The sequence below is a fragment of the Streptomyces sp. NPDC006235 genome (assembly GCF_040613735.1).
GTDB lineage: Bacteria > Actinomycetota > Actinomycetes > Streptomycetales > Streptomycetaceae > Streptomyces.
The window spans coordinates 65,492-90,378 of the sequence record NZ_JBEXSR010000040.1; the positions used below are offsets into that span (position 1 = coordinate 65,492).

At 71.4% G+C, this 24,887-nt stretch carries 20 protein-coding genes and 3 pseudogenes; 13 read left to right on the forward strand and 10 right to left on the reverse strand.

The features are described 5' to 3' along the window. Positions 1-59 precede the first annotated feature (59 nt). Complete coding sequence (locus ABZ192_RS33990) at positions 60-1,055, reverse strand: DUF3068 domain-containing protein (protein WP_356928328.1); 996 nt, start codon at positions 1,053-1,055, stop codon at positions 60-62. Positions 1,056-1,270: 215 nt separating this feature from the next. Here ABZ192_RS33990 and ABZ192_RS33995 point away from each other — a divergent pair, with 215 nt between their 5' ends. Next, a complete protein-coding gene (locus tag ABZ192_RS33995) occupies positions 1,271-1,423 on the forward strand; it encodes a hypothetical protein (RefSeq protein WP_010042314.1) in 153 nt (50 codons plus the stop codon). 2 nt (positions 1,424-1,425) lie between these two features. Beyond that, positions 1,426-2,670, forward strand: coding sequence for a helix-turn-helix domain-containing protein (locus ABZ192_RS34000; RefSeq protein ID WP_356928329.1), 1,245 nt, complete (start codon positions 1,426-1,428; stop codon positions 2,668-2,670). 42 nt (positions 2,671-2,712) lie between these two features. Here ABZ192_RS34000 and ABZ192_RS34005 read toward each other — a convergent pair whose 3' ends face one another. Beyond that, a complete protein-coding gene (locus tag ABZ192_RS34005) occupies positions 2,713-4,758 on the reverse strand; it encodes a TerD family protein (protein WP_356928347.1) in 2,046 nt (681 codons plus the stop codon). Positions 4,759-4,998: 240 nt separating this feature from the next. Here ABZ192_RS34005 and ABZ192_RS34010 point away from each other — a divergent pair, with 240 nt between their 5' ends. Both ABZ192_RS34010 and ABZ192_RS34015 read left to right on the forward strand, forming a co-directional pair. Then, a complete protein-coding gene (locus tag ABZ192_RS34010) occupies positions 4,999-5,772 on the forward strand; it encodes an IclR family transcriptional regulator (protein ID WP_356928330.1) in 774 nt (257 codons plus the stop codon). Beyond that, complete coding sequence (locus ABZ192_RS34015; protein WP_356928331.1) at positions 5,769-6,644, forward strand: SMP-30/gluconolactonase/LRE family protein; 876 nt, start codon at positions 5,769-5,771, stop codon at positions 6,642-6,644. Before ABZ192_RS34010 ends, ABZ192_RS34015 begins: the two co-directional genes overlap by 4 nt. A gap of 75 nt (positions 6,645-6,719) precedes the next feature. Here ABZ192_RS34015 and ABZ192_RS34020 read toward each other — a convergent pair whose 3' ends face one another. The 3 genes from ABZ192_RS34020 to ABZ192_RS34030 form a co-directional block, all read right to left on the reverse strand. Further along, entirely contained in the window at positions 6,720-8,120 is a 1,401-nt protein-coding gene (locus ABZ192_RS34020; protein ID WP_356928332.1) for an FAD-dependent monooxygenase, read from the reverse strand. Between the two features lie 218 nt (positions 8,121-8,338). After that, positions 8,339-9,568: an MAB_1171c family putative transporter gene (locus ABZ192_RS34025; RefSeq protein ID WP_356928333.1), complete on the reverse strand. Its 1,230-nt coding sequence runs from the start codon at positions 9,566-9,568 to the stop codon at positions 8,339-8,341. Next, positions 9,565-10,167, reverse strand: coding sequence for a toxin-antitoxin system, toxin component family protein (locus ABZ192_RS34030; RefSeq protein WP_356928334.1), 603 nt, complete (start codon positions 10,165-10,167; stop codon positions 9,565-9,567). Before ABZ192_RS34030 ends, ABZ192_RS34025 begins: the two co-directional genes overlap by 4 nt. Before the next feature lie 237 nt (positions 10,168-10,404). Between ABZ192_RS34030 and ABZ192_RS34035 the strand changes: the two genes are divergently transcribed. From ABZ192_RS34035 to ABZ192_RS34050, 4 genes are all read left to right on the forward strand, one after another. Then, positions 10,405-11,763: an extracellular solute-binding protein gene (locus ABZ192_RS34035; RefSeq protein ID WP_356928335.1), complete on the forward strand. Its 1,359-nt coding sequence runs from the start codon at positions 10,405-10,407 to the stop codon at positions 11,761-11,763. After that, a complete protein-coding gene (locus ABZ192_RS34040) occupies positions 11,763-12,713 on the forward strand; it encodes a sugar ABC transporter permease (protein WP_356928348.1) in 951 nt (316 codons plus the stop codon). Before ABZ192_RS34035 ends, ABZ192_RS34040 begins: the two co-directional genes overlap by 1 nt. Continuing rightward, a complete protein-coding gene (locus tag ABZ192_RS34045) occupies positions 12,710-13,564 on the forward strand; it encodes a carbohydrate ABC transporter permease (protein WP_356928336.1) in 855 nt (284 codons plus the stop codon). Before ABZ192_RS34040 ends, ABZ192_RS34045 begins: the two co-directional genes overlap by 4 nt. An 82-nt stretch (positions 13,565-13,646) precedes the next feature. Next, on the forward strand, positions 13,647-15,161 hold the full coding sequence (locus ABZ192_RS34050; protein ID WP_356928337.1) for an alpha-N-arabinofuranosidase: 1,515 nt from the start codon (positions 13,647-13,649) through the stop codon (positions 15,159-15,161). A 27-nt stretch (positions 15,162-15,188) separates the two neighbouring features. Here ABZ192_RS34050 and ABZ192_RS34055 read toward each other — a convergent pair whose 3' ends face one another. Further along, positions 15,189-16,259: a hypothetical protein gene (locus ABZ192_RS34055; RefSeq protein WP_356928338.1), complete on the reverse strand. Its 1,071-nt coding sequence runs from the start codon at positions 16,257-16,259 to the stop codon at positions 15,189-15,191. A gap of 125 nt (positions 16,260-16,384) precedes the next feature. Further along, positions 16,385-19,357 (reverse strand): beta-galactosidase, encoded by a 2,973-nt coding sequence (locus tag ABZ192_RS34060; RefSeq protein WP_356928339.1) that lies wholly within the window; start codon positions 19,355-19,357, stop codon positions 16,385-16,387. A gap of 81 nt (positions 19,358-19,438) precedes the next feature. Here ABZ192_RS34060 and ABZ192_RS34065 point away from each other — a divergent pair, with 81 nt between their 5' ends. Together ABZ192_RS34065 and ABZ192_RS34070 are read left to right on the forward strand one after the other, a co-directional pair. After that, positions 19,439-19,897 (forward strand): Rrf2 family transcriptional regulator, encoded by a 459-nt coding sequence (locus ABZ192_RS34065; protein WP_356928340.1) that lies wholly within the window; start codon positions 19,439-19,441, stop codon positions 19,895-19,897. Positions 19,898-20,265: 368 nt separating this feature from the next. Further along, complete coding sequence (locus ABZ192_RS34070; protein WP_356928341.1) at positions 20,266-20,919, forward strand: DUF4360 domain-containing protein; 654 nt, start codon at positions 20,266-20,268, stop codon at positions 20,917-20,919. Positions 20,920-20,975: 56 nt separating this feature from the next. Here ABZ192_RS34070 and ABZ192_RS34075 read toward each other — a convergent pair whose 3' ends face one another. Continuing rightward, entirely contained in the window at positions 20,976-21,707 is a 732-nt protein-coding gene (locus ABZ192_RS34075) for an alpha/beta hydrolase (protein WP_356928342.1), read from the reverse strand. A 96-nt stretch (positions 21,708-21,803) separates the two neighbouring features. Between ABZ192_RS34075 and ABZ192_RS34080 the strand changes: the two are divergent. The 3 genes and pseudogenes from ABZ192_RS34080 to ABZ192_RS34090 form a co-directional block, all read left to right on the forward strand. Next, positions 21,804-21,986 (forward strand): annotated as a pseudogene (locus ABZ192_RS34080) (hypothetical protein); the annotation flags it as partial. Positions 21,987-22,136: 150 nt separating this feature from the next. Beyond that, complete coding sequence (locus ABZ192_RS34085; protein WP_356928343.1) at positions 22,137-23,117, forward strand: arabinan endo-1,5-alpha-L-arabinosidase; 981 nt, start codon at positions 22,137-22,139, stop codon at positions 23,115-23,117. After that, positions 23,099-24,538, forward strand: a complete 1,440-nt coding sequence (locus tag ABZ192_RS34090; RefSeq protein ID WP_356928344.1) for a family 43 glycosylhydrolase — start codon at positions 23,099-23,101, stop codon at positions 24,536-24,538. The genes ABZ192_RS34085 and ABZ192_RS34090 overlap by 19 nt, the downstream gene beginning before the upstream one ends. Positions 24,539-24,623: 85 nt before the next feature. Here ABZ192_RS34090 and ABZ192_RS34095 read toward each other — a convergent pair. Both ABZ192_RS34095 and ABZ192_RS34100 read right to left on the reverse strand, forming a co-directional pair. After that, a pseudogene (locus tag ABZ192_RS34095) lies at positions 24,624-24,800 on the reverse strand (histidinol-phosphate aminotransferase family protein); the annotation flags it as partial. Between the two features lie 3 nt (positions 24,801-24,803). Beyond that, positions 24,804-24,887, reverse strand: a pseudogene (locus ABZ192_RS34100) (ribonuclease III); the annotation flags it as partial.

Consider the following 24,887-nt stretch of genomic DNA (forward strand, 5'->3'; position numbering starts at 1 on the left):
GTTCTCCACGGCTACTCACCGGCGTGACAATTTCGGGCTTTGTTGAAGCTGACGCCACATCACATCGTGAGGGTGGGCTGGGGCGTACTGGACGTATCGGACGGAGTGGGCTGCTCCGGCTCCTTCCGCCCACGCGCCACCAGAACGCCACCCACCGCCGCGAGCACCACACCCGCCACACCGGCCCCGATCGGCAACGTCGTGCCCACCAGGCGCAGTTGGCCGCTGTCGCGCTTCGCCTGCCGCACGGCCTCCTTCTGCGTCGCGGTCGTGAAGGAGATCTTCCGGCTGTCCAGCAGTACCGCCGCGTCCTTCTTCCCGGCCGGCGCCCGCAGGGTTCGTTTGGGTCCGGTCTGCGCGTAGATCACCCGGCCGGTGGCTTGGTCGACGACCAGCTCGAAGCCGTGGTTGGAGTACCACTCCTCGGCCAGCACCTGCGGCCGCCCCGGCTGGTCGACGAGGCTGCCGGGCACCATCCGCGTGCCGGTCCTGGTCGGCGGCACGGAGCCGGTGAACTTGTAGCCGGTGTAGCCCTGGACCTTTTCCGTGCCGCGGTAGCGCAGCACGACCGTGTCGCCGAGGGTGTTGTCCCACCACTGGTACGAGCGTTTCTGCACGTCGAAGGGGAACTTCAGATAGGCCTCGCCCTCGATGTACGGCTTCTCGCCGCAGCAGTGCACCGGCCGGGTGGTCTTCCGGTCCATCACCCAGCGGTGCGGCGTGAACTCCAGCGCGTCGTGCGGGTCGGCGGCCGGCAGTGACTTGTCGGTGTCGACCGTGGTCGTCACGTCCCAGACGGCGTTTCCGCTGCGCTCGCTGTCCTCGACGTTGCCGCGCACCCGCTGGGTCACCGTGATCTTCCGGTCGGGGACCGTCTCGATCCGGTCAGTGTCGAAGACGCTGCCCCGGCCGGTGTAGACGGCGGTGGTGTCGATGTCGATCGGGTTCACCGCGGCACGCGGCTGGACGTACCAGGCGAGCAGGGGCGCCAGTACCAGCAGGAACGTGCCGAGACCCAGCAGGACCAGCGAAAAGGGGGAGGTTGTACGGCGCATCCGGGCACTCCAGTGGCTTGGGACGGCTCGACGTACGAGAGGGCCGGCACGGCGGGAAACAGCGCGTGTACGGCTGGGCCGGGAACCGTAGGCCGCTCTTGACGGGGTGTCAATGCTTGTCGAGACTGGGCGCGACAGGCAGGGACGGGATGCCGGGGTGGGGAAGACCTCCGGACGATCTCCGGACGAATCCGGACAGAGAGGCTGACCCTGCGATGTCGAGACTGCTCGCTGCCGCGCTGACCGTCGCGCTCGCCGCCGCCCTTGCCGTGGGCGCCGCGCTGGGCGTCGTCGCGCTGCTCGAAGCCACGCCCGACCAGCCGAACACCCCCCTGATCACCTACGAGCAGGCCGGGCAGGGGAGTTGACGGTGACGGCCGCCCGCACCGGAACCGTCACCACGCGCTCCGCCTGGCACGACGTACCGCGCTTCCAGGTGCGCCGGTTCGCGGCGATCGCCATGGCCGAGGCGCCCGCCCTCGCCGAGGAGATCCTCTGCGAGATCCAGCGCGAGTATCCCCATCTGCCCGTCGTCCTGGACGACTCAGGCGAGCCCATGGCCCTGGTCGGCATCCGGCGTGCCATCGAGGTCTTCGTGCAGCACCTGGAGCACTCGGAGGGCCGGCCCACCGTCCCGCCCGGTGTCTTCCAGGACTTCGGTCGCGGCGAGGGTCTCAACGGCCGCTCGCTCGACTCCCTCCAGGCCATCTACCGCATGGGCGTACGCCTGGCCTGGCGCCGCTTCGCCGACATCGGCCAGCGCGTGGAGATCCCGCCGCCGGCGATGTACGAACTCGTCGACGCGGGCTACGAGTACCTGGACGGCCTGGTCGACCAGTCCGTACGGGGCTACGCCGAGGCCGCGGCCCGCCAGGCCGGGGAACGCCTGCGCCTCCAGCGCCGCCTGATGGAGCTCCTGCTGGCCGAACACCACCGCGGCGACCCCGCCGAAGCGCTGACCGAACGGGCCGCCCGGATCGGCTGGCCCTTGCCCGGGAAGGTCGCGGTCGGTGTCCTGCTGCGCCCCGCCCGGGAGGCCATGGCCCCCGCCGTCGGGCAGGGGGTGCTGCTCGACATGGAGTACGAGCAGCCCCGCATGGTCGTGCCCGACCCGGACGCGGCAGGCCGCCCCGAGCTCCTGCACCGGGCCCTGGCCGGCTGGTCGGGCGCGATCGGCCCGCCGGTCCCGCTCACCGACGCGGCGAAGTCGCTGCGCTGGGCCGAGGCCGCGGTGCGCCTCATGGAACGGGACCTGCTCCCCTCAGGGGAGGTCCTCTACTGCACCGAGCACACCGAGGCGCTGGTCCTCCTCCAGCCCGAGGAGCTCATCGACGACCTGGCCCGCAGGAGCCTGGCCCCCCTGACCCACTGCGGTCCCACCCACGGCCGCCGCCTCGCGGAAACCCTCCTGGCCTGGCTGGAGACCCGGGGCGGAGCCCCCGAGGTCGCGGCCCGGCTCGGCGTCCACCCCCAGACCGTCCGCTACCGCCTGCGCCAGATCCGGGAACTGTGGGGCGACGAGATCGACGACCCCGACCGCCGCTTCGAACTGGAACTGGTCCTGCGCGCGCAGCGGCTGCGGGGGGAGCTGGGGGCGGTGCGGGGGCGGCGGTGAGCCGCGCCGGTGCACCCGGCGGGGCTCACCCCCCCGGCGCCGTCACACCGTGGCCCGCTCCTTCGCCGCGGCCCGCCCGGATGCGGGAGCGTCCAGGTGGACCACCACCGAGGTGTGGAAGCGGTGCACGGCGTCGTCGACACTGCGGATGAAGCCGGACTCCGCGTTGCCCCGGCCACTGCCCATGCCCTTGAAGAGGGACAGGCGGAAACCGGTGATCCGGGTGGCGCTGTCCTTGGGCAGCAGGTCCCCCGGTTCCGGGCGGAGCCGCTCCAGCGTGCCGCGGGGACCTCCCGTCTGGCCGTCGACCAGGGTTTCGACGTGCAGGTCCGCCGGCGCCTCGGCAAGCTGGCGGACCAGGCGCTTGACCCAGGTCAGGGGATAGCCCTGCTCGGGGGCCGGGATCTCCACGGACGTACGCAGCTTGGCGGTGCGCAGGTCGGCGCTGACGGTGAGCAGGCCGGGGGCGCCCTCGACGCGCAACTCCGCGTGCAGCCTGCCCTCCAGACACAGCTGGTCGGCCAGCCGGGCGCGGCGGGTCCCGGGGTCGGTGCCGCGCCGGGTGCGCTGGGCGGGCAGCACCTTCTGCCCGAGTTCGCCGCCCAGCCGCAGACACACCTGGCGGATGAGCCGCTCCCAGCTCTCCACCACCTCCAAGGCGCGCGGGTCGCCCTGGCAGAGGGTTTCGTCGTCGATGCCGTTGCGCACCGGCACCCAGGCCGAGCCCATGTTCTGGAAGCCGTGGCAGCCGGAGTTGTCGTGCTGGAGGTAGTGCAGGAGGTCCTGGAGCAGCCAGGTGCGGGCCGCGTTGCCGACGCCCTCGTGCCGGATCAGCATCTGGGCCTGGTGGGCGACTTCGGCCCACGACAGGTGCCAGAGCGCCACCTGATGCTTGCGCCGCCGGTCGATCTTGACGTCGACCAGCGGGCTGCCCTCCAGCGCGACGTCGTTGGACAGCGTGATCACGGCCTCGTAACCGCGCCGGGCGGCGATGTCCATATAGGCCTGGACCTGCTCGGACTTGAGGGCGTTGCCGTTGGTCTTGGTCTCGACGAGTGCCGTCCACAGCTTGCCGGCGCGCTCGACGCGGATCACTCCGTCGGGGCGCCTAGGCGTGTCACCGTGCGGCAGGGAGACCTCGGTGAACGTCTCCATGCGGCCGGACGGCGCGCCGAACGGGGCGGTGATCCGCCTGCCGAACCGGGGCACCTGGGCCATCACCGACAGCAGCACCGATGTGGCGCGCACCTCCCGGTCCCGGTCGCCCTTGAGCGCCGAGACCGGGAAGAGCCGCGCCTGTCTCCAGGACTCGTTCTCCGCGAGGCTCTTCGCGGGCGCCCTGGGCGGCGTGACCTTCTTCTTCGCGGTCCGGGGCCGGGCCGTCCGTTTCTTCGGGGCGGTTTCCTCGTCGGCCGGCGGGCGCGGTGCCGGGACGGCCTCCAGAGTCGTCTGCGGCCGGACGTCTGGAGGGACGACGGTGGGCGATTCCTCCGCGACCGCCGCCGTACACTCCGCTTCCTCGTCCTCGACGGCCGCCGCGGACTCCGCCTCGTCGTCCTCGATGTCGACGCCGAAGTCCGTCGCCAGCCCGGCCAGCCCGCTCTCGTAGCCCTGCCCGACAGCCCGGAACTTCCACTCCTCTCCGCGCCGGTAGAGCTCACCGAAGATGATCGCGCTCACCGGACCGGCGTCCTCGATGACGAACCGGAGGAGGCTCTCGCCCACGGCGTCGGCCAGTGTCACCCGCACGTCGTGCAGTTCGCCGAAGCGGGCCCCCTCGTACCGGCTCGCGGCCACGACGATCCGCTCCACGTCGGCCGGGACCGCGGTCAGGTCGAAGCTGATCCGGTCCTCGCTGCCGTCCCCGGTCGGCTCCTTGCCGAGGAGCTGCACACTGCCGTCGGCGGCCACCGGGTTGTTGTAGAAGTAGAAGTCGGCGTCGCTGCGTACCTTGCCGTCCGCGCCCAGCAGCAGGACGGACACGTCGGCGTCGCCCTCACCGGTCGGGCTGGACCAGCCCAGGCTGACGATCGCGGATCCGGTGTTCTCGCTCAGGGCCGTCAGAGACACGTTCGAGCCCATGGTCATGTCACGCACAGAGATTCCCCCACCCTTGCGACACCTGTGACGTGTCGCACACAGGGCACTTTAATGTGCACGCCACGTGTCTGTGGTGTGCTCACGGGTTTCCGCCCGCGGGCCTCTGCCCATTGCCCGGGCAAACCTCTGTGACTAGCCTGTGTTCGTCATGCCGATCGCCTGTTGATATCTCGAACGTTGATGTCGCGAACACAGGCGCCTGAGAAACACATAGGGAGGGGGCCGATCGTGGGACGCCTCGTACCAGCCGTGACCCGGGCTCTCGACATTCTCGAGCTCTTCCTCGACGGGGACGGGACGCTCTCCGCCCCCGACATCGTGCGCAAGCTCCAGCTGCCGCGCACGACCGTGCACGAGTTGGTGACCACGCTCGCCGCCCGGAAGTACATCGTCCCGGTGCCCGGCCAGCCCGGACGCTACCGGCTCGGCGTACGTCCGTACCAGCTCGGTGCCCGCTACTCCGAGCAGCTCGACCTCGCGGCCGAGGGCCAGCTCGTCGCCCGGTCCGTCGCCGAGACCTGCGACGAGACGGTGCACGTGGCGATCCTCGAGGACACGGACGTCATCTACATCGCCAAGGTGGACTCCACGCACGCCGTGCGGATGGTGTCGGCGGCCGGGCGCAGGCTGCCCGCTCACTGCACGTCCGTCGGCAAGATGCTGCTGGCCTCCCTTCCCGAGCACGAGCTCGCCGCGCGGATCCCCGACGGCGCCGAGCTGGTCGCGATGACCCCCAACAGCATCACCGACCCGGCCGCCCTGCGCGAGACCCTGGCCGAGATCCGTGAGCGGGGCCTCGCCGTCGAGAACCGCGAGTCCAACCCGGACGTGAGCTGCGTGGCCGCGCCGGTCCGCGACCGCACCGGCCAGGTCGTCGCCGCCCTGTCGATCTCCGTGCCCATGATCCGCTGGAGCGAGGAGCGCCGCGCCGAGCTGGAGCAGCTCGCCGCGAAGGGCGCCGCCGAGCTGTCCGAGCACCTCGGCCACCGGAGCATGGCATGACGACGACGCCGTACGAGGTCGCCGTACGGGCCGAGGCCGAGCTCGGCGAGGGTCCCACCTGGGACGCGGCGGCCGGCCGGCTCCTGTGGATCGACATCCTCGGCTGCCGGGTGCACACGTACGACCCGGCCACCGGGCGCCGCACCGTCCGCCGGACGGAACAGCACGTGGGCGCGGTCAAGCCGCGCGCCGGCGGGGGGCTGGTGCTGAACCTGCGCGACGGGGTCGGCCTCCTCGACCCCGACGGCGACCCCGACGGCGACTCCCACGGCGGTTTTCGCTGGCTGCACCGCGAGCCCGTGCCCGGCCGCCGCGCCAACGACGCGGCCGTCGCGCCGGACGGCTCGCTGTGGGCGGGCACGATGCGCTACGACGAGGCGCCCGGGGGCGGCACGCTGTCCCGCGTCACCGGCGACGGTTCGGTCGATGTCGTGCTCGACGACGTGGCCGTCAGCAACGGCACCGGGTGGAGCCCCGACGGGCGCCTCATGTACTACATCGACTCCCCGACCCGGCGGGTCGACGTCTTCGACTACGAGGACGGGCGGCTGTCCGGGCGGCGGACCCTCGCGGAGACCGAGGACGGCGCGGGGTTTCCCGACGGGCTGACCGTCGACGCCGACGGGTGTGTCTGGGTGGCCCTGTGGGAGGGCGCGGCGGTGCGGCGGTACACGCCCGACGGGCGGCTGGACCGGGTGATCGAGTTGCCTGTGCCGTTGGTGACGGCTTGTGCGTTCGGTGGGGCCGGGATGAGTGACCTGTACATCACGACGGCGCGTACGGGCCTGAGCGAGCCGCCCGCGCTGGCGGGGTCGCTGTTCGTGGTGCCGGGGGCGGGCAAGGGGCTCGTACAGCCCGCGTTCGCCGGCTGACACGCAGGGGCGGACGGCGGAGCACGCCGACGGGGCGCGGAGCGGAGCGAACCGGACCGAGCCGGAACGCCCCTGTCAGCGTCCCGTCCGGTCCAGCCGCCGCAGGACCGCCCGTTCGTCCTCCGCCAGCGGTGCCCCCACCGCCGCCGGCAACGGCGGCCCGCTCAGCGTCGCCAGGACCGTCGAGGGCCGCAGCAGCCGCGTCGGCCCCGTCGTCATGCTCATCACGTCCCAGACCGCCGACGCCGCCGTGTACGAACCGGTCGCCGTGCGGATCATGCGGCGGGTGTAGGCGGTGACCAGACGGTCGGCGATCCCGGGCGAACCGCCGCGCGTCCCGGGGTACCAGACGTCCTGGCTCACCGCCATCGTCCACGCGGCCTCCACAGGCCTGGCCGTCCGCCGCTGCACGCGCCGGGCGAGCCCGGGCGCGTCGAGGCCGGAGCGCCGCAGCTCGCGGTCCAGCTCCCGGGCGCCCAGCGCGGCCACCGACATGCCCTGCCCGTAGGCGGGGTTGAACGTGGCCAGCGCGTCACCGAGGACGACGAGGCGCTCGGGCCAGGAGCGCACCTTCTCCAGGTACCGGCGGTGATTGCTGGTGCTGCGGCTGACGTGGACGTCGGTGAGCGGCTCCGCGCCGGAGATCAGCCGGCCCACGATGGGGTCGGGCAGCTCCAGGGTGTACCGCAGGAACGCGTCGGGCTCGGACGGCGGTTCGCCACCGCCCCGCGTGCCGGCGAGGCTGACCATCCAGCGGTCGCCCTCGATCGGCAGCACCATGCCGCTACGGCCGGGCCGCCCCTGGTACGGGTCCGCCTGCACGATGGTCAGGGGGAAACGCCCGGCCCCCTCGGGAGTGCGGTAGAGGCGGGTGGCGTTCACCAGGCCGGCGTCCACCGTCTTCTCGCGCACGTCGTCGACGCCCAGCCGCGCCAGCCAGGTCACGATCCGTGAGCCACGCCCGCTCGCGTCCACCACGAAGTCGGCGGCGAGATCCTCCTCTCCGGTGGCCGTCGAGAGGCGGACCCCGGTCACCCGCTGCCGCGACCCGGTCAGCTCCAGCACCCGCGCCTTGCGGATCACCACCCCGGTGCCGTCCAGCACCGCCCCCCGCACCGCCCAGTCGAGCAGGGCCCGGGTGCAGGTCAGCATCCGCGGTCCGGGGTGGCGCCAGCGCCGGAACCAGCCTTCGGGCGTGAGGGCGACCATGCCCGAGCCGAGCGGTATCTCGTGCGCACCGGCGGCGAGCAGATGCTTGCGCATGCTCACCCCCGGCACCAGGTCCTCCATGGAAGCCAGGCCGCCGGCCATGAGGAGATGCGCGTGACGTCCCTGCGGCAGGCCCTTACGGTGCTCCGGCCCCTCGGGCAGATCGTCGCGGTCGAGCACGACCACCTCGTCCGCGACGGCGGACAGGGCCGCCGCGGCCAGCATGCCGGCCAGACCCGCACCGATGACGACAGCTCTACGCGACATGCGACTCCTCGCACTCAGCCATGAAGGCTCCTTTGCCCCGCGGGCATTCCCCGACGTCCGGCCACGGCGCCGGGCAGCCCACAACACCGTCCGCCGGCAGCGGTTTTCGAGCCATGGGGGCCTCGTCCCGGACGGCTCTCACCGTACCTTCACGCAGCGTGCGCGCGGCCCCCTGTGCGGGGCCCGGCGGAAATCGGCCGGGCGGCCCCGGGGTGCGGTCAGCCGGTGAGCGACCTGCCCTCCGCGTGGTCGTGCGCCAGGGCGCGGATCGCCCGGAGATCCTCCGTGCGGCGCAGGGCCCGGGACAAGGCGCCGATCTCGCGCAGCAGTTCCGTGGTGTCACGGGCACCGGTGCCGTCGTCCTCCTGGGTCCGGGTCCCGGCGTCGGCCGCGTCCTGGATCGCCGCGGTGGCGGCGAGCACCTTCGCCAGGTCGGGCGGGTGGCCGAGGGCGAGGGCGGCTTCGTGGAACCGTTCGCGCCGGCCCTCGTCGATGTGCCGGGCGAGCGGCAGCAGTGCGTCGCGGATGAACGTCTCCCGGCGGACCAGTCGCAGCTCCGGTGTCGCACGCAGCAGGAACGGGACCCCTGCGCCGTTGACCGTCTTCATCAGCAGGTACAGCGGCCGCAGTTCGTGGTGGGCAAGCCGGACGTGCCAGCGGCCGTGCAGGTACTGCCCGGCGTGGGGGAGGATGAAGCCGATCGCGATGAGCACGGCGGACAGGCAGGCGAGCGGCGGGGCGACGGCCGTGCTCAGCCAGTCCACGTCCCGCCCGGACCAACGGGCCACCACGGCACTGATCTTGGCGGCGTCGAAGAGCAACTGCGCCGTGTAGCCGACGCCGAGGAACTTCAACCCCCAGCGCAGCAGCGAGTCGAGCCCGTCCGTGCGCACCCAGTTCCAGATCAGCCCGTTGGTGACCAGTGCCGCCGCGGTGTGCGCGAGCAGGTAGAGCACGATCACTTCGCGCATGTACGGGGTGTTCGCGTAGTACGTGTCGAGATCCCGCAGCCGCTCCACCGGCACGTCCGCGAGAGCGAACAGCACCCACATCACGACGATCACACCCGAATAGACCGCCACGACCCCGCGCATCGCGCGCCGGGTGCGGTCCGAGCGGTCGGACGGGCCGTTGCGCCAGGAGATGATCAGCAGCAGGCAGAAGGCGCAGAACGCGGTGAGCAGCGAGTAGACCCAAGGGCCGGAGAAGTTCGCCACCCCGGTGAGCCGGTTGACCCGCGCGATCGTCGACGGCGCCACGAAGACGAACACCGCGCAGGCGAGCAGCAGCAGCCCGCCGACCGCGCGCAGCATCGGGTCCTTCCAGAGCCGGATGATGCTCGGCAGCTTGATGGCCAGGGCGGCGGCCAGGACCCCCGCGGGGATCCACCAGAAGTTCGGATAGAACTGGTTGACGAACTCGACCGGAGTCAGGGCCACCGTGCTCACGGTGCCGCACCTCCTCGCGGCCCCCGGTAGTACAGCGACCGCTGCACGGGGTCGAGGGGTACGTCCGGTCCGCGCCCACCCGGCAGCAGCGCCCGGCACCCCGCCGCCAGCCGGAGTCCGAAGGCGTCGGCGTCGGCCTCGTCCCATTCCCGGGAGCCGTTGCGGGCGGCCACCGCCAGCGCGGCGGCGTCCCACCCCGGCCGGTCGGCGAAGGCGTGGGCCGCCGCCGCACCCGCCCCGTGGTGATGCCCGTGCCCCGCGTGCAGGTGCCACAGTTCGTGCCCGAGGATGACCAACTGCTGCACGGCCTCGGCCCGCTCCTCGACGATGACGAGGTCGAAGTCCTGGAACTCCACCCACAGGCCGGTCACTTCGATCTCGTCGGGGAAGCGCTCGAAACGCAGCTCGACCGGCCGCCCGCCGCGCCGCGCGCTCATCTCCTCGCACAGCGCCCGGCACAACGACCGTGCGCCGTCCGGTACCTGCTCCCGCGCCCGGACCGCGGCGGCGAGTTCGGCGGCCAGGCGGCGCATGGCGGCCCCCCGGCGCGAGCGCCTGAGGGCGGTGACGGCTCGCACTCGCGCGCCCGCGATGTCCATCGCTCCCCCTTCTCAGCGCCGGCCGGCGGCTTGGCCGCGCGTCCGAGACTACGCGCCCGAAAGTGTTCGCGTCATGCGATCCGGTGCCGGTAGTGCAGCGGGGAACGACCGTTCCTGCCCGAAAGTCGTGACCAAAGTTCCGGGCCGACCATTGACGAGAAAGCGCTTCCTCTTTACCGTCCCGTTCGAAGTCACGAGCACCTTCCGGTATATCGAACACGACAGCAAGGGCAGGGCATGGGACGACCTGACCTGAATCGCAGGCAGCTACTCGGCGGGCTCGGAGGACTCTTCGTCGCGGGCAGCTTCGGTTTCGCCGCGCTCGGCACGGGCGCCGACGCACTCGCCGCCGACGCCGACACCCGCGTGCGCTACTGGAACCTCTTCAGCGGCGGCGACGGATCCAACATGATCGCCATGCTGGACGCCTTCCGTAAGGCCAACCCGGACATCGCGGTGAAGGACTCCACTCTCCAGTGGGGCAGCCCCTTCTACACCAAGCTCGCCATGGCCGCCGCGGGCAACCGCGCACCCGACCTCGGCGTCATGCACCTCGGCCGGGTCACCGGCTTCTCGCCCGGCCGCTTCCTGGACCCCTGGGACGTGGACCTGCTCGGCAAGTACGGCGTGCGGGAAGCCGATTTCAACCCCGCCCTCTGGAAGCGCGCCGTCATCGACGGCAAGCTCTACGCTCTCCCGCTCGACATCCACGTCCAGCTCTGCTTCTACCGCAAGGACGTGCTGAAGAAGGCGGGCCTGCTCGGCGACGACGGCCGGATCGTGCCCGTCACCTCCGCCGACGAGTGGTTCGACGTGCTGAAGCAGGCGAAGCGGGCCACGAAGAAGGGGCTCCAGACCATCGGCCTGTGGGTCAACGACCAGAACTTCCAGTGGTGGTTCTTCGTCGCGTTCTACACCCAGCTCGGCGGCACCTGGTTCAACGCCGCCCGCACCGAGGTCACCTTCGACACCGACAAGGCCACCCAGGTCTTGGAGTTCCTGCGCCGCCACATCACCGACGGGTACGCGAACCCGGGCTTCGCCGGGTCCGCAGGCGCCGAGCAGTTCCTCAACGGCTCCCCGTTCGTCTGGGAGGGCAACTGGTCCGTGCCGGTCTTCTCCGGAGCGAAACTCGACTACGGCGCCACCCCGCTGCCGCCCGTCTTCGGCAAGCCGGCCACCCACGCCGAGTCGCACGCCTTCGTCCTGCCGCACCAGTCCGACCGCGGCGGCCCCGCCAACGAGGCCGCCCACCGGCTCGCCGCCTACGTCGTCCGGCACGCCCGGCAGTGGGCCGCCGGCGGCCACATCCCCGCCTACACGCCCACCCTGTCCACCGCCGCGTACAAGGCGCTGGACCCGCAGAGCGAGTACGTCTCGGCCATGGAGCACCAGGCCACCGAGCCGAAGGTGTGGTTCGCGGGCTCCACCGGCATCCTCGCCCAGCGCGTCGGCCCGATCGTCGTCGCCTCGACCCTGGGCTCCGCCAAGCCGGAGACCGCGGCCCGCCGGATGAAGAGCGCACTCACCCACCTGCTCGCCATGAAGAACCCCATGGACGGCCGCACAGCCGCACAAGGAGGTGCGACCGCATGATGGCGACCAGCGCCCAGACCAGCGCCCGGACCGTCGCCGCCCCCGCCCGCGCCAGGACAGCCGCCGGCAGCGCCACCCTCCGCCGCGGCCAGGGCTTCCAGCACGGCGGCTGGTTCGTGGCCCCGTTCCTCCTGCTGTTCACGCTCTTCGTGATCTGGCCGCTGCTGCGCGGCGTCTACCTCAGCTTCACGGACGCCAACATCTCGGGCGAGGGCACGCGCTTCATCGGCCTCGACAACTACCGCGAGGCCATCGAGGACCCCCTGATGTGGGACTCCCTCGGCCACAGCGCATACTTCACGCTCCTGGTCGTCCCGTGTATCACGGTCCTCGCCTTCCTCCTGGCGATGCTCGCCCACCACATCGAGCGCGGCAAGTGGCTGTGGCGGCTGTGCTTCTTCGCCCCGTTCCTGCTGCCGTCCACCGTCGCGGCCAACCTGTGGCAGTGGCTGTTCAACCCCGGCACCGGAATGATCAACTACGTCTTCGGCATCGAGACGCCGTGGCTGACGGACAAGTCGTACGCGATGCTCGCCATCGTCATCCAGACCCTGTGGTGGACGGTCGGCTTCAGCTTCCTGCTCTACCTCGCCGCCCTCCAGGGCATCCCCGGCCACCTCTACGAGGCCGCCAAGCTCGACGGCGCCAACGCCTGGCACCGCATGGTCCACATCACCCTGCCGATGCTGCGCAACATCACCGGCCTCGTCGTCGCCCTCCAGATCCTCGCCTCGCTCCAGGTCTTCGACCAGGCCGTCGTGATGATGGACTTCCTCCCCGGGCCCGAGGGATCGACCCGCACGTTCGTCCAGTACACCCTCGAAGAGGGCTTCACCAGCTACCGCGTGGGCTACGCCTCCGCGATCTCCGTCATCTTCTTCGTGATCATCGCGGCAGTCGCCCTCGCCCGGATGTGGCTGCTGCGCAACCGTGAGGAGAGCGCCCGATGACCACCGCCGTACCGGTGAAGCCCCGCAAGCCGTGGACCCCCAGCCAGATCGTCCTGACCCTCCTCGGCGCAGCCGTCTCGGCCGCCTTCCTGGCCCCCTTCGCCTGGGCCCTGTTCACCTCCCTCAAGTCGGAGACGGAGGCGGTGGAGGTACCGCCGCACTGGCTCCCGAGGGATGTCACCGGCCAGGCCTGGAAGGCCCTCTTCGAGACCGGCAACATCACCAACTGGTTCGTCAACTCCGTGGTCGTCTCCGTCTGCGTGACGTCCGTGGTGCTGCTGGTGAGCGCACTGGCCGGATACGGCTTCGCCCGCACCGAGTTCCGCGGCAAGAAGCCGCTGATGGGCCTGGTCATGGCCGGCCTGATGATCTCACCCGCCGTCCTCGGCGTGCCACTGTTCACCACCGTCCAGCAGATGGGCATGGTCGACACCTACTGGGGCATGATCCTGCCGCAGTGCGCACCCGCCGCGATGGTCTACATCCTCTACAAGTTCTTCCAGGGCATCCCGCGCGAGCTGGAGGAGGCCGCCTTCATCGACGGCGCGGGCCGCTGGCGCGTCTTCTTCACCATCGTCCTCCCGCTCTCCCGCCCCTCCCTCGCCGCGGTCGGCATCTTCACGTTCATCGCCTCGTGGAACAACTTCCTCTGGCCGTACATGGTGACCAACAACCCCGACCTGATGACCATGCCGAACGGCATCGCGACCGTCATGAACTCCTACGGCATCCAGTGGGCCCAGCTCATGGCCGGCGGCCTGATGGCGGGCCTGCCCCTGATCATCGTCTTCGTCTTCTTCCAGCGCCAGATAGTGGCGGGCGTCGCGCACACCGGCCTGGCAGGGCAGTAAACGCCCCTTTTCTAGGGGCGCGGGGAACTGCGCGACCAGCCCCCACGCACCCGCAGACGAAACTGAACCTCGAAAGGCAAGCATGCACACCGCCCGCTTCACCCTCGACCCCGCCTTCACCATCGGCGAAGTAAACCCCCGCCTCTTCGGCAGCTTCGTCGAACACCTCGGCCGCTGCGTCTACACCGGCATCTTCGAACCGGACCACCCCACGGCCGACGACAAGGGCCTGCGCCAGGACGTCCTGAACCTCGTCCGCGAACTCGGCGTCACCGCCGTCCGCTACCCCGGCGGCAACTTCGTCTCCGGCTACAAGTGGGAAGACTCGGTCGGCCCCGCGGAGAACCGCCCCCGCCGCCTCGACCTCGCCTGGCACTCGACGGAGTCCAACCGCTTCGGCCTCTCCGAGTACATCGACTTCCTCCGCAAGATCGGCCCCCAGGCCGAGCCCATGATGGCCGTCAACCTCGGCACCCGAGGCGTCGCGGAAGCCCTCGAACTCCAGGAGTACGCCAACCACACCGAGGGCACCGCCCTGTCCGACCTCCGTGCCGCCCACGGCGACAAGGACCCCTTCGGCATCAGGCTGTGGTGCCTGGGCAACGAGATGGACGGCCCCTGGCAGACCGGCCACAAGACCGCCGAGGAGTACGGCCGCGTCGCCGCCGAGACGGCCCGGGCCATGCGCCAGATGGACCCCGGCGTCGAACTCGTCGCCTGCGGCTCCTCCAGCCAGTCCATGCCGACGTTCGCCGAGTGGGAGGCGACGGTCCTGGAGGAGACGTACGACCTCGTCGACTACATCTCGCTGCACGCCTACTACTGGCCCGAGAACGGCGACATCGACTCCTTCCTGGCCTCCGCCGTCGACATGGAGTCCTTCATCGACAACGTGGTCGCGACCGCCGACCACGTGGGCGCGAAGCTCAAGTCGAAGAAGCGGATCAACCTCTCCTTCGACGAGTGGAACGTCTGGTACCTGCCCGAGTGGGAGGCCCGCGCGAAGACCTTCGAGCAGGACGACTGGCCCGAGGCCCCCCGCCTCCTGGAGGACAACTACAGCGTCACCGACGCCGTCGTCTTCGGCTCGCTCCTCATCGCCCTGCTCCGGCACGCCGACCGCGTCACGGTCGCCTGCCTCGCCCAGCTTGTCAACGTCATCGCGCCGATCATGACCGAGCCGGGCGGCCCGGCCTGGCGGCAGACGACGTTCTTCCCCTTCGCCCAGGCCGCCCGGTACGGCCGCGGCCAGGTCCTCGACGTCCGGGTCGACTCGCCGACGTACGAGACGAAGAAGTTCGGCGAGACGGACCTGCTGCACGCCACCGCCGTACGCGCCGAGGACGGCGCGGTCACGGTCTTCGCGGTGAACCGCAGCCGCACCGAGGCCCTCCCGCTCGACGTCGCCCTGAACGGTCTCGACCTCACCCGGGTCGTAGAGCACAGCGTGCTCGCGGACGCCGACCCCGACGCCCGCAACACCCTCGACGACCCCGAGCGGGTCGCCCCGCACCCGGGCGACGGCACGGCCCTCCAGGACGGCACGCTGAGCACCGTCCTGGAGCCGGTGTCCTGGAACGTGATCCGGCTGGCGTGATCCGGCCGGCGTGACGGACCGGACGGGTCAGCGTTCGATGCGCACCTGGGCGGACGAGGACGGCGAGGTGGACGTCGTGCCGACCGCCCAGTACCCGCCCGAACCCGGCACGGTGGCGAGTGAGTTCATGATGACGGGGGTCGTGGCCACCGGCCCCCGCTCGCTCACCCAGGCCGTGCCGTCCCACCGCAGGTAGTGGGCCCGGGTCTGGTCCCAGAAGTCCCACCCGGCGATGCGGTCCGGCCGCCCCTGCGCGTCCCCCACGATGCCGGTGAGCATGCCGACGCCGAACGGAGCCGTGACGCTCTCCCAGGGGCCGCCGTCCCCGTGCAGCAGCCGGACACCCGGGGGCTTGCCGGGCGGGCCGCCGATGCCGTAGTCGTACCCCGTCAGCCAGATGTCGTCGCGGGCGACCGCGAGCAGCCCGGTGAAGCCGGCCCGGATGCCGCCGGGCGCCGGCAGGACCGTCCAGGCCTGAGAGTCCCAGCGGGCGACGAGCTGATCGCCGTAGACCCAGATGTCACCGCAGTGCGCGCGGTGGACGCCGGAGGGCGCGACGGTGGTCGTGGCCGGGGGCGCCTCCAGCCAGGTCCAGGTGCCCCGGCGGCCGTGCAGCAGCACCGAGCCGTCGCTGTTGCGGCCGGAGACCCAGACGTGCCCGCGGGGGCCGGTCGCGACCCCGGTGAGGGACGTCCCGGCCGCCCCGCGTCCGGGGAAGTCGGCCTCCTGCCAGGCCGACCCGTCCCAGGCGAGCAGCCGGGCCGTGCCGGAGGTGTCGGTGCCGACGGCCCAGGCGGAGCCGTCGGGTGCGGCGGCGACGGAGCCGAGGTGGCCGGCGAAGCCGGGGCCGGTGCGCTTCCAGGCCGTGCCGTCCCAGACGAGCGCCAGCGCCGTCCCCCGTACGCTCCCGCTGCGGCCCTCCTCGCCCACGGCCCAGGCCAGATCCGGGCCCGCGGCCGCCACGTCGATCAGCTGCGCGGCCGGGGTGGCCTCCGGGCCGGGGACGGCCTGCCACTCGCGGGGCTCACCCAGGAGACCGGGAGCCGCCCAGGCCGTGCCACCCCGCAGCGGGGCGAGCCCGAGCCCGGACCCGACCACTCCGCCTAATCCACCGATGAAACGCCGTCTTCGCACGAGGTTCCCCTCCCTGTCGGCAGCCCTGAAAGGCCAAACGGTGGCCCAGCCTGCCGGAGAAGGCAATGCACACGGACGGCTCGATCCGGTCACACCGGTGAGACCGGCACGCCTCCCGCCGCCGCGCCCAGCAGCGTCAGCCGCACCTCCCCGGGCCCCGACGGTGTGGTCCCGTCGGACAACACGGCCAACGCCAGTGTGTTGGCACCACGTGTGCGGAGGATCCCGTTCGGCAGCACGAACGTGTGCTGTGGCCCGACGTCGTTGATGTACTGGCCCATGTTCCAGCCGTTGAGGAAGATCTGGACGCGGTAGGCCCGCTCGGGGTCGTCGTCGAGGACGAGCCCGACGCAGGCGTCGACGCCGGGCTCGACATCGAGCCGGAAATCCGTCCGGTACCAGGTGACGCCCTGCCGCCGGTCGGCACGCGGCAGTTCGGCGTCCTTCCAGTCCCCGTCGTCGTACTCCGGGAGATGCCAGCCCTCGCGCTCCCCGTACAGCCCGCCGTTGTTCATCGGCCCGCGCACGGGATCGGGCGCCGACGCGCCCTGGATCCGCCAGGTCACCTTCGGGGAGGCGCCCTCGAAGGTCGCGGCGGTCAGTCCGCGCGCCGCCTTGTGCGTGTCACGCGCCGTGCCGTCCATGTCGTGCTGCATCCGCCGGACGAGCACGGACAGCACATGCCGCTGCTCCGGGCTCTCCTCACGAAACCTCTTCCGCAGCTCCTTCGGCAGGTCGAAGGTGGCCTTCGCCGTCCACGTGCCCTGCCGCGCCCGGTCCCTGTCCGGCACCGGCATCCGGTGCGTGCCCAGCGGCTCACCGTCCAGCCAGGCCATCAGCAGGCCCTGCGTGCCCGTGCTGTAGTCGAGGGACACGGACTCCAGGCCGCGTCCGTCCGTCCACTCGCCCCGGTACCAGACGTCGCCGTAGTGGAAGCCGTAGTCGTCGGCGAACAGCACGGGCTGCCCGTCGGGCACGGGCGTCGTGCTGAACGACGTCTCCTTGTCGGCCGCCGTCCAGCCGGAGTCGTCGAAGCCGGGCTCGGCCTCCGGGTTCTCGGTCCGCCGCCGCCAGCCGTCCAGGGCGGGCAGCGCCGGCCGGGCCACACCGGGCAGCGGCCGCAGCGCCAGCAGGCTGCCGGAGGCGCTGATCCGGGTGGGCACCGGACGCCCGTTCCACGTGACATGGGTGATCCCGCGCGGCCCCCACACCTCCAGGCCGGTCTGCGCGGTGGTGTCGCCGGTGAGGTGGACCGTGGAGCCGCGCAGCTTCGCCGAACGCAGCAGGGCCGGTCCGTAGACGAGCAGCGCTCCGGAAGGCGTCTCGTACGGCCACAGCCTGAGGGCCGTCGCGTCGTCGGCGAACAGCAGCAGCATCGGCGTGTCCACGCCGTCTCCCTCGACCCGCACCCGGCTCAGCCCGCCGGCGCCGAGCGGAGCGGTGACGTTGAGCTTGCCGAGGTTCCAGGACCACGCGGGCTCCGCGTCCAGCCGCATGGGCGTCGGCTCGTCCGCGCAGTCCAGGACGACCTGCGCCAGATCTCCCCGCCGGCCCGCGAACACCGCGATCTCCTGCCGCCCGGCGGTCAGGCTCAGCATGGGCTGCACGGTGGCGTGCACGAGCGTCCGCTGCCCGAGCTTCAGCCCCGCGGCGATCAGCTTGGCGTCCCGCGCCGGGACCGTGACCGGCACGTCGATCCCGGCCTCCGGCAGCGTCGAGGTGACCGCCTCGCCGGAGTCGTTGCGCAGGACGTAGAAGTGGGCGCCGGTGTCGGGGTTGGCCAGGTGGTAGACCTTGATCCGCTCGTCCGCGGCGCGCACGGCCTTCGCCCGGTTCAGCCTGGCGAGGTCCGGCACGAACCGCAGCAGCTGCCCGATCTGGTGCATCGGGGCGAGCTTCGGGGTGGCGTTGCGCGCCTCGTCGAAGGCCGCGCCGTAGTCGTACGAGGTGTAGACGGCCGGCGCGGGCAGCCAGCCCCAGGAGGTGCCGCCGTACGTCATGTAGACGTTGTGCAGCGTGATGCCGTTGGCGAGGTTGGTGAGGTAGAAGCGCCGCTCGTACGCCGCGTCCCGGGTCCGGCGCGCCTCGGCGTAGCCCTTCCCGTCGAACCAGGACCCGCCCCACGGGTCGAACCAGCCCCCGCCGAACTCGGGCACGAACCCGGGCGTGCGCGGACTGGCCGTGGCCCCGCCCTTCGTCCCGCCGACGCCGAAGTGCCCCCAGTCGGGCGGCACTTCGTCCGGCTCCGGATATCCGTCGAACCCGTACAGCCAGCGGCCCTTCTCCCCGCCGGTGCCGAACGACCCGGGGACCCAGGCCCCGTTGCGCCCCTTGTCGTTGTGGAACAGCGGCACGTCGATGCCGTCGGCGCGGACCTTCTCGTACAGGTAGGACATGTAGGCGCGCCCGGCCGGCTCGTCGACGTGCGCGTCGTACTCGTTCTCGATCTGGTACAGCAGGACCGTGCCCGTGCCCCGCGTGAACAGGCGCTTGGCGACGATGGCGTTGACGGCGGTCAGCCACTCGTCGACGTACCGCAGATACGTCGGGTCGGAGGTGCGGGCCGTGCCCTCGGTCGCGGTCAGCCAGCCGGGGAAGCCGCCGGCGTCGACCTCGGCGTTGATGTACGGGCCGGGCCGCAGGATCACGTACAGACCGGTCTCGGCGGCCATGCGCAGGAACAGGTCCAGGTCGCGCACACCGGTGAAGTCGTACCGGCCGGGGGCGGGGGAGTGGTAGTTCCAGGCGACGTACACGCTGACGGCGTTGTAGCCGTGGGCACGCATCTTCTCCAGCATGTCCCGCCACAGGGACGGGCTCGGCAGCCGGAAGGGGTGCAGCTCGCCCGACCAGAGGACGAGGCGCCGGCCGTCGACCAGCAGCGAGTACCGGTCGAAGCCGACCTCGTGCCGCCTGCCGTCCGCGCTCGGCACCGGGGGCGGCGGGCCCGTGGGCACCGTCCGTGCCGGGTTGGCGGAGGTGGGCGACCCGCTGCCGGTCAGCGCGAAGCCGAGCGCCGCCGTGCCGGCGAGAGCGTGGAAGGTACGCCTGCTGAGCTCCAAGGGAGCGCCTCCTGTTGTGCTGCCGTGCCGTACGTGGTGCTGGTGGGTCATTGTCTACGGGCCGACCGCGACAATGGTCGTATGAGGATCTCGGCACGTGCGGACTACGCGGTACGAGCGGTCGTGGAGCTGGCCGTCCGGCAGGGCGAAGGGCCGGTCAAGGCGGAGGCCGTCGCCACCGCGCAGGACATCCCCCACAAGTTCCTGGAGGGGATCCTCGGCGATCTGCGGCGCGGCGGTGTCGTCGACAGCCGGCGCGGCGGGGGCGGCGGCTACCGGCTGGCCCGTCAGGCCGCGCAGATCACGGTCGCGGACGTGATCCGGGCCGTGGACGGACCGATCGTCTCCGTGCGCGGCGAGCGCCCGACCGGCCTCGCCTACTCCGGCACGGCCGAGCCGCTGCTGCCGCTGTGGATCGCCCTGCGGGCCAATGTGCGCAGGATCCTGGAGGGCGTGACGATCGCCGACCTCGCGGCGGGGGCGCTGCCCGAGCCGGTGGAGCGGCTGGCGGCGGAACCGGCGGCCTGGGAGAACCCGTGACGGGCGGCGGCCTGGGAGAACCCGTGACGGGCCGCGTCCGCGGGGGTGCCGGTGGGTGATCCTCATCGCGTCCTCGGGGTGTCCTGGGTCTGACGCACTGGTAACGCACCTTATGCGCCCGCCGGTACCGCTGGTGTCGACGGGGCCCGCGGGAACGGGCCCCGCGCCCCTCCCCCCGGTGTGATCCCGCCACTGTGAATGGCCGGAGACCGCCCTGTCCGGCTCCCTCCGCCGTGCGTACGATGCGACCGCTCCCGGCCTTCACAGCTCCTTCATGGAATGGTCACAGGTCGGGCGCGCATGCGCTGTCGTCTTGACATGCTCATGCCTCCTCCATGTTCCACCCCCCACGAACGGATGGGAGAACCATGGCCGGTGGCCTGCTTCTGAGCGGCGCGATCGCCGCGCTCCTCACCAGCGCACTCCCCGCACAATCCCCGTCCTCCGGGTTCGACGACCCGCCCCCGGACAAGATCGTCATCAAGGTCGCCACCGTGAACGGCTCCGGCTGCCCCCAGGGCACGGCGGCGGTCGCCGTCTCCGAGGACAACACGGCGTTCACCGTCACCTACAGCGACTACCTCGCCCAGGCCGGCGGGGGCTCCGACCCGACCGCGTTCCGCAGGAACTGCCAGCTCAGCCTGATCGTCCACGTGCCGCAGGGCTTCACGTACGCCATCGCCAGCGCCGACTACCGGGGCTTCGCCTCACTCCAGCGCGGCGCGAGCGCCACCCAGCGAGCCTCGTACTACTTCCAGGGCTCGCCGAGCACGGTGGCCAGGAACCACCCCTTCAGCGGCCCCTACAACGACAACTGGCAGGCCACCGACGAGACGGACTGGGCCCAACTCGTCTACGCGCCCTGCGGAGTCCAGCGCAACTTCAACATCAACACCGAACTCCGGGTCAACGCCGGCACCCAGTCGGCCGACAAGGTCAGCTTCATGACGATGGACTCGACGGACGGGGACATCAGCACGGTGTACCACATGGCGTGGAAGGAGTGCCCGGCGAAGTCCTGACGGGATGAGGGGCGGCCCCCCGGCCCACCGGCGTCGGGCCGGGTGGGCCGCCCAGGTCATGCGCTGGTGACCAGTTGCCGGGCGAATCGGCGAACGGCATCGCTGAAGGCGTCCGGATCGTCGAAGTTCGCGAGATGCCCGGCCCTCGGGAGCAACTCGACGCGGGCCCGCGGATGCGCCCGGGCGAACTCGGCCTCGCCGGACCGGAAGACGCCGTCCTTCTCGCCGTTCAGGATGAGCACCGGGGCCCCCACATGACGCATCGCGCCCGCGTCGAAACGCCCCAGCACCTCGCCCCAGGCGGCGGGCAGGGCATGGAACGCGTAACCGGACCGGATGGTGTCATCGACGACCTCGGCCGGATACGTCCTGCGCAGCAGCCAGTCGTTCCACCCGGCCAGCCGATCCGCGGGCAGACGCGGCACGAGCCCGGCGACCCACCGGTACGGCACCGCCCACGCCCCACGAGTCGAGGCACTGGCCCCCGCGAGCACCAGCCCGCGCAACAGCTCCGGGCGCACCCGCGCGAACTCCAGGGCGGCGTAACCCCCGAGCGAGTGCCCCACGACCAAGGCCGGCCCGTACCCGAGCGACTCCACGGCACCGGCGATGACCTCAACGGCCGCCTTCAGGCTCCAGGCCTCGGCGGAACGGGACCCGTGCCCCGGCAGGTCGACGGCGGCGACGGGGAACTCGTCCCGCAGCGCGGCCAGTTGCGGGCTCCACTGCCCCGCGCTGAACCGCGTCCCGTGCACGAAGACGATGGGTGGTGCGTCGGCTGCCGTCATGATCCCCCCGAATCGGCGCTGCTGCCGGACCGACTTTACGCCGTCCCGGCTCGCTGCCGCTGCGCGAAGAGCTGCTGGAGCAGCACTGGTCGTAGCCGCACCATGTGGGACTTCCCCGGCGGCCCGACGACGGGCAACCGCTACCTGGTTCTCGGGCTGGGCTCGGCCCCGGCGGCGCTGGTCCGGGCCCCTGACGGGGAGACGGCGCGCGGTGTGCTGACGCGGGGCTGGTATGCCGGTGTCGAGCTGCACGCCGGGGAGTTCGGCGGACGGCCGTGACGAACGCCGGTCCGTGTGCCGACCTCGGCCGAGCGGTTTGTTGCTGCGCGGACCATTGACGCGCAAGAGGTTCGATTCTACGGTCCGCTCGAACTTGCGATCGCTGTTCGAAATGCCGGTCAGCTGTGCCCCCACCGCAAGGAGGACCGTATGAGCCGCTCCATCCTGCGCAAGAGAACCGCCCTGTTCGCTCTCCCCGCCGCCGCCCTGCTCGCCCTGATGCCGAGCGCGGCGTCCGCGTACCCCAACCCCGGCCGGGTCACCGGCGACATCGTCACCCACGACCCGTCGATGGTCCGCACCTCGTCCGGTCAGTACCTGCTCTACGCGACCGGCGGCGGCATCGCCAGCAAGACGTCCGGTGACCGCACGGCCTTCCGCAACGGCGGCGACGCCTTCTCCAGCCGGCCCGGCTGGTGGCGGAACTACTCCTCCGTGCCGGAGGCCTGGGCGCCGGACATCTCGTACCACGGCGGCAAGTACCTGATGTACTACTCGGTGTCGAAGTTCGGCTCGAACACCTCCGCCATCGGCCTCGCGACCTCCAGCACCGGCCGGCCGGGCAGCTGGACCGACCAGGGCACGGTCTACACGTCGAACTCCGCCAGCGACTTCAACGCCATCGACCCGAACCTCTTCGTGGACGACGACGGCAAGTGGTGGCTGTCCTTCGGCAGTTGGTGGACCGGGATCAAGATGATCCAGATCAACCCGTCCACCGGGAAGCAGCTCTCCTCCCACACCACCCGCTACTCCCTCGCCTCCCGCCCCACCGGGACCAAGGCCGTCGAGGCGCCCTTCATCGTCAAGCGGAACGGGTACTACTACCTCTTCGCCTCCTACGACACCTGCTGTGCCGGCACCAGCTCGACGTACAAGGTCAAGGTCGGCCGCGCGTCGAGCATCACCGGGCCGTACCGCGACAAGAACGGCGTCGACCTGCGGAACAACGGCGGCACGCCCGTCCTGGAGTCGCACGGCAGCGTCATCGGCCCGGGCGGCCAGTCGATCCTGAAGGACACCGACGGCGACCTGATCGTCTACCACTACTACGACGGCAACGACAACGGCACGCCCAAGCTCGGCGTCAACCTCCTGAACTGGAGCAGCGGATGGCCCGTCGCCTACTGACCCTGCTGGCCGCCCTGCTGCTCGCCCTCACCCTCGGCCAGCCCACCGCGAGCGCCGCCTCCTTCGCCAACCCGGTCAAGTCCGTCAAGGGCGCCGACCCCTGGATCTCCTACCACGACGGCAACTACTACCTGGTGACGACGAGTTGGACCGACGTCATCACCATCCGCAAGTCCGCCACCCTCGCCGGGCTCTCCACCGCGCCCAGCGTCCAGGTGTGGAAGGGCGACGCCGCCTCGCGGTGCTGCAACATCTGGGCACCGGAGCTGCACTTCGTGGGCGGCCGCTGGTACCTGTACTACGTCGCCGGGCAGAACGTGTCCGACTACAACCCCACGCAGCGCAGCCACGTGCTGGAGAGCACCGGGTCCGACCCCATGGGCCCCTACACCTACAAGGGTCAGCTCAACTCCGCCTGGATGCTCGACCCGAGCCTGATGAACGTGGGCGGCCGGCTGTACATGCTGGGCAGCGCGATCACCACCGGCGGGACGCAGAACCTCGTCATCGCGCCCATGTCCAACCCGTACACCGTCAGCGGCTCCTACGCGACGATCTCGACGCCGACGTACGCCTGGGAGCGGCAGGGCGGCACCGTCAACGAGGGCGCGGAGGTGCTGCAACGCGGTGGCCGGACCTTCCTGGTCTACTCCGCGAGCGGCTGCTGGACGCCCGACTACAAACTCGGGCAACTGGAGCTCACCGGCTCCAACCCGCTCTCCGCCTCCTCCTGGACGAAGAAGTCCACGCCCGTCTTCCAGCGCAGTGACGCGGGCGGGGTGTACGGGCCCGGCCACAACGGCTTCTTCACCTCACCCGACGGACGCGAGAACTGGATCGTCTACCACGCCAACGACTCCGCCTCCGAGGGCTGCGACAACGGCCGCACGACCCGGGCCCAGAAGTTCACCTGGAACTCCGACGGCACCCCGAACCTCGGCACGCCCGTCCGGCTGGGAGCTTCCCTGCCAGGACCCTCGGGTGAGCCGTCCGCCGTCTCGACGACCTACACGGTCACCAACCGCAACAGCGGGAAATGCCTGGATGTCGCGGGCAGTTCGTCGGCCGACGGCGCCAACGTCGTGCAGTACACGTGCAACGGCGGAACCAACCAGCGCTGGCGCCTGGAGGACCTCGGCGACGACACTCACCGCCTGGTGAACGTCGCCACGGGCAAGGTCCTCGACACCGCCGACTGCTCGACCGCCGACGGCGCGGACCTCCGCCAGTGGTCCTGGCTGAACAACACCTGCCAGCGGTACCGGTTCATAACCACCGACAGCGGCTACGTCCGCATCACCAACCAGGCCACCGGAAAGGTGGCGGACGTGGCCAACTGCGCGACGACGGACAGTGCGGACGTACGCCAGTGGACCTGGCTCAACAACAACTGCCAGCAGTGGAAATTGACAGCAGTGTAGGTCTCCAGGGGCGCGGGGAACTGCGCGATCAACCACACACAACCCGCACCCGCGCCCTACACAGACCACCTACGGCGAGAAGGCCCTACCCGGCCTGCCCCATCCCCGCCGCGTTGGGCCACGCCTGCGCCCCCGGCCACCCGGTCGCCGGCGCAGGCGACAACCCGTTCGTCCCCCTGACCTGCGCCGCGGTCAACCCACCCCGCGCGGGAACCCCCGGCGGGGTGGGCCCGGTAGCGGCAGGCACAGGCGCCGGCATGGGGGCAGAGTTCACCACCGCGGCCCGCAGCTTGGCCAGCTGGCCTTCAGGCAGGTCGGGGTGGGTGCGGTACAGCGTGTCCGTGACGAC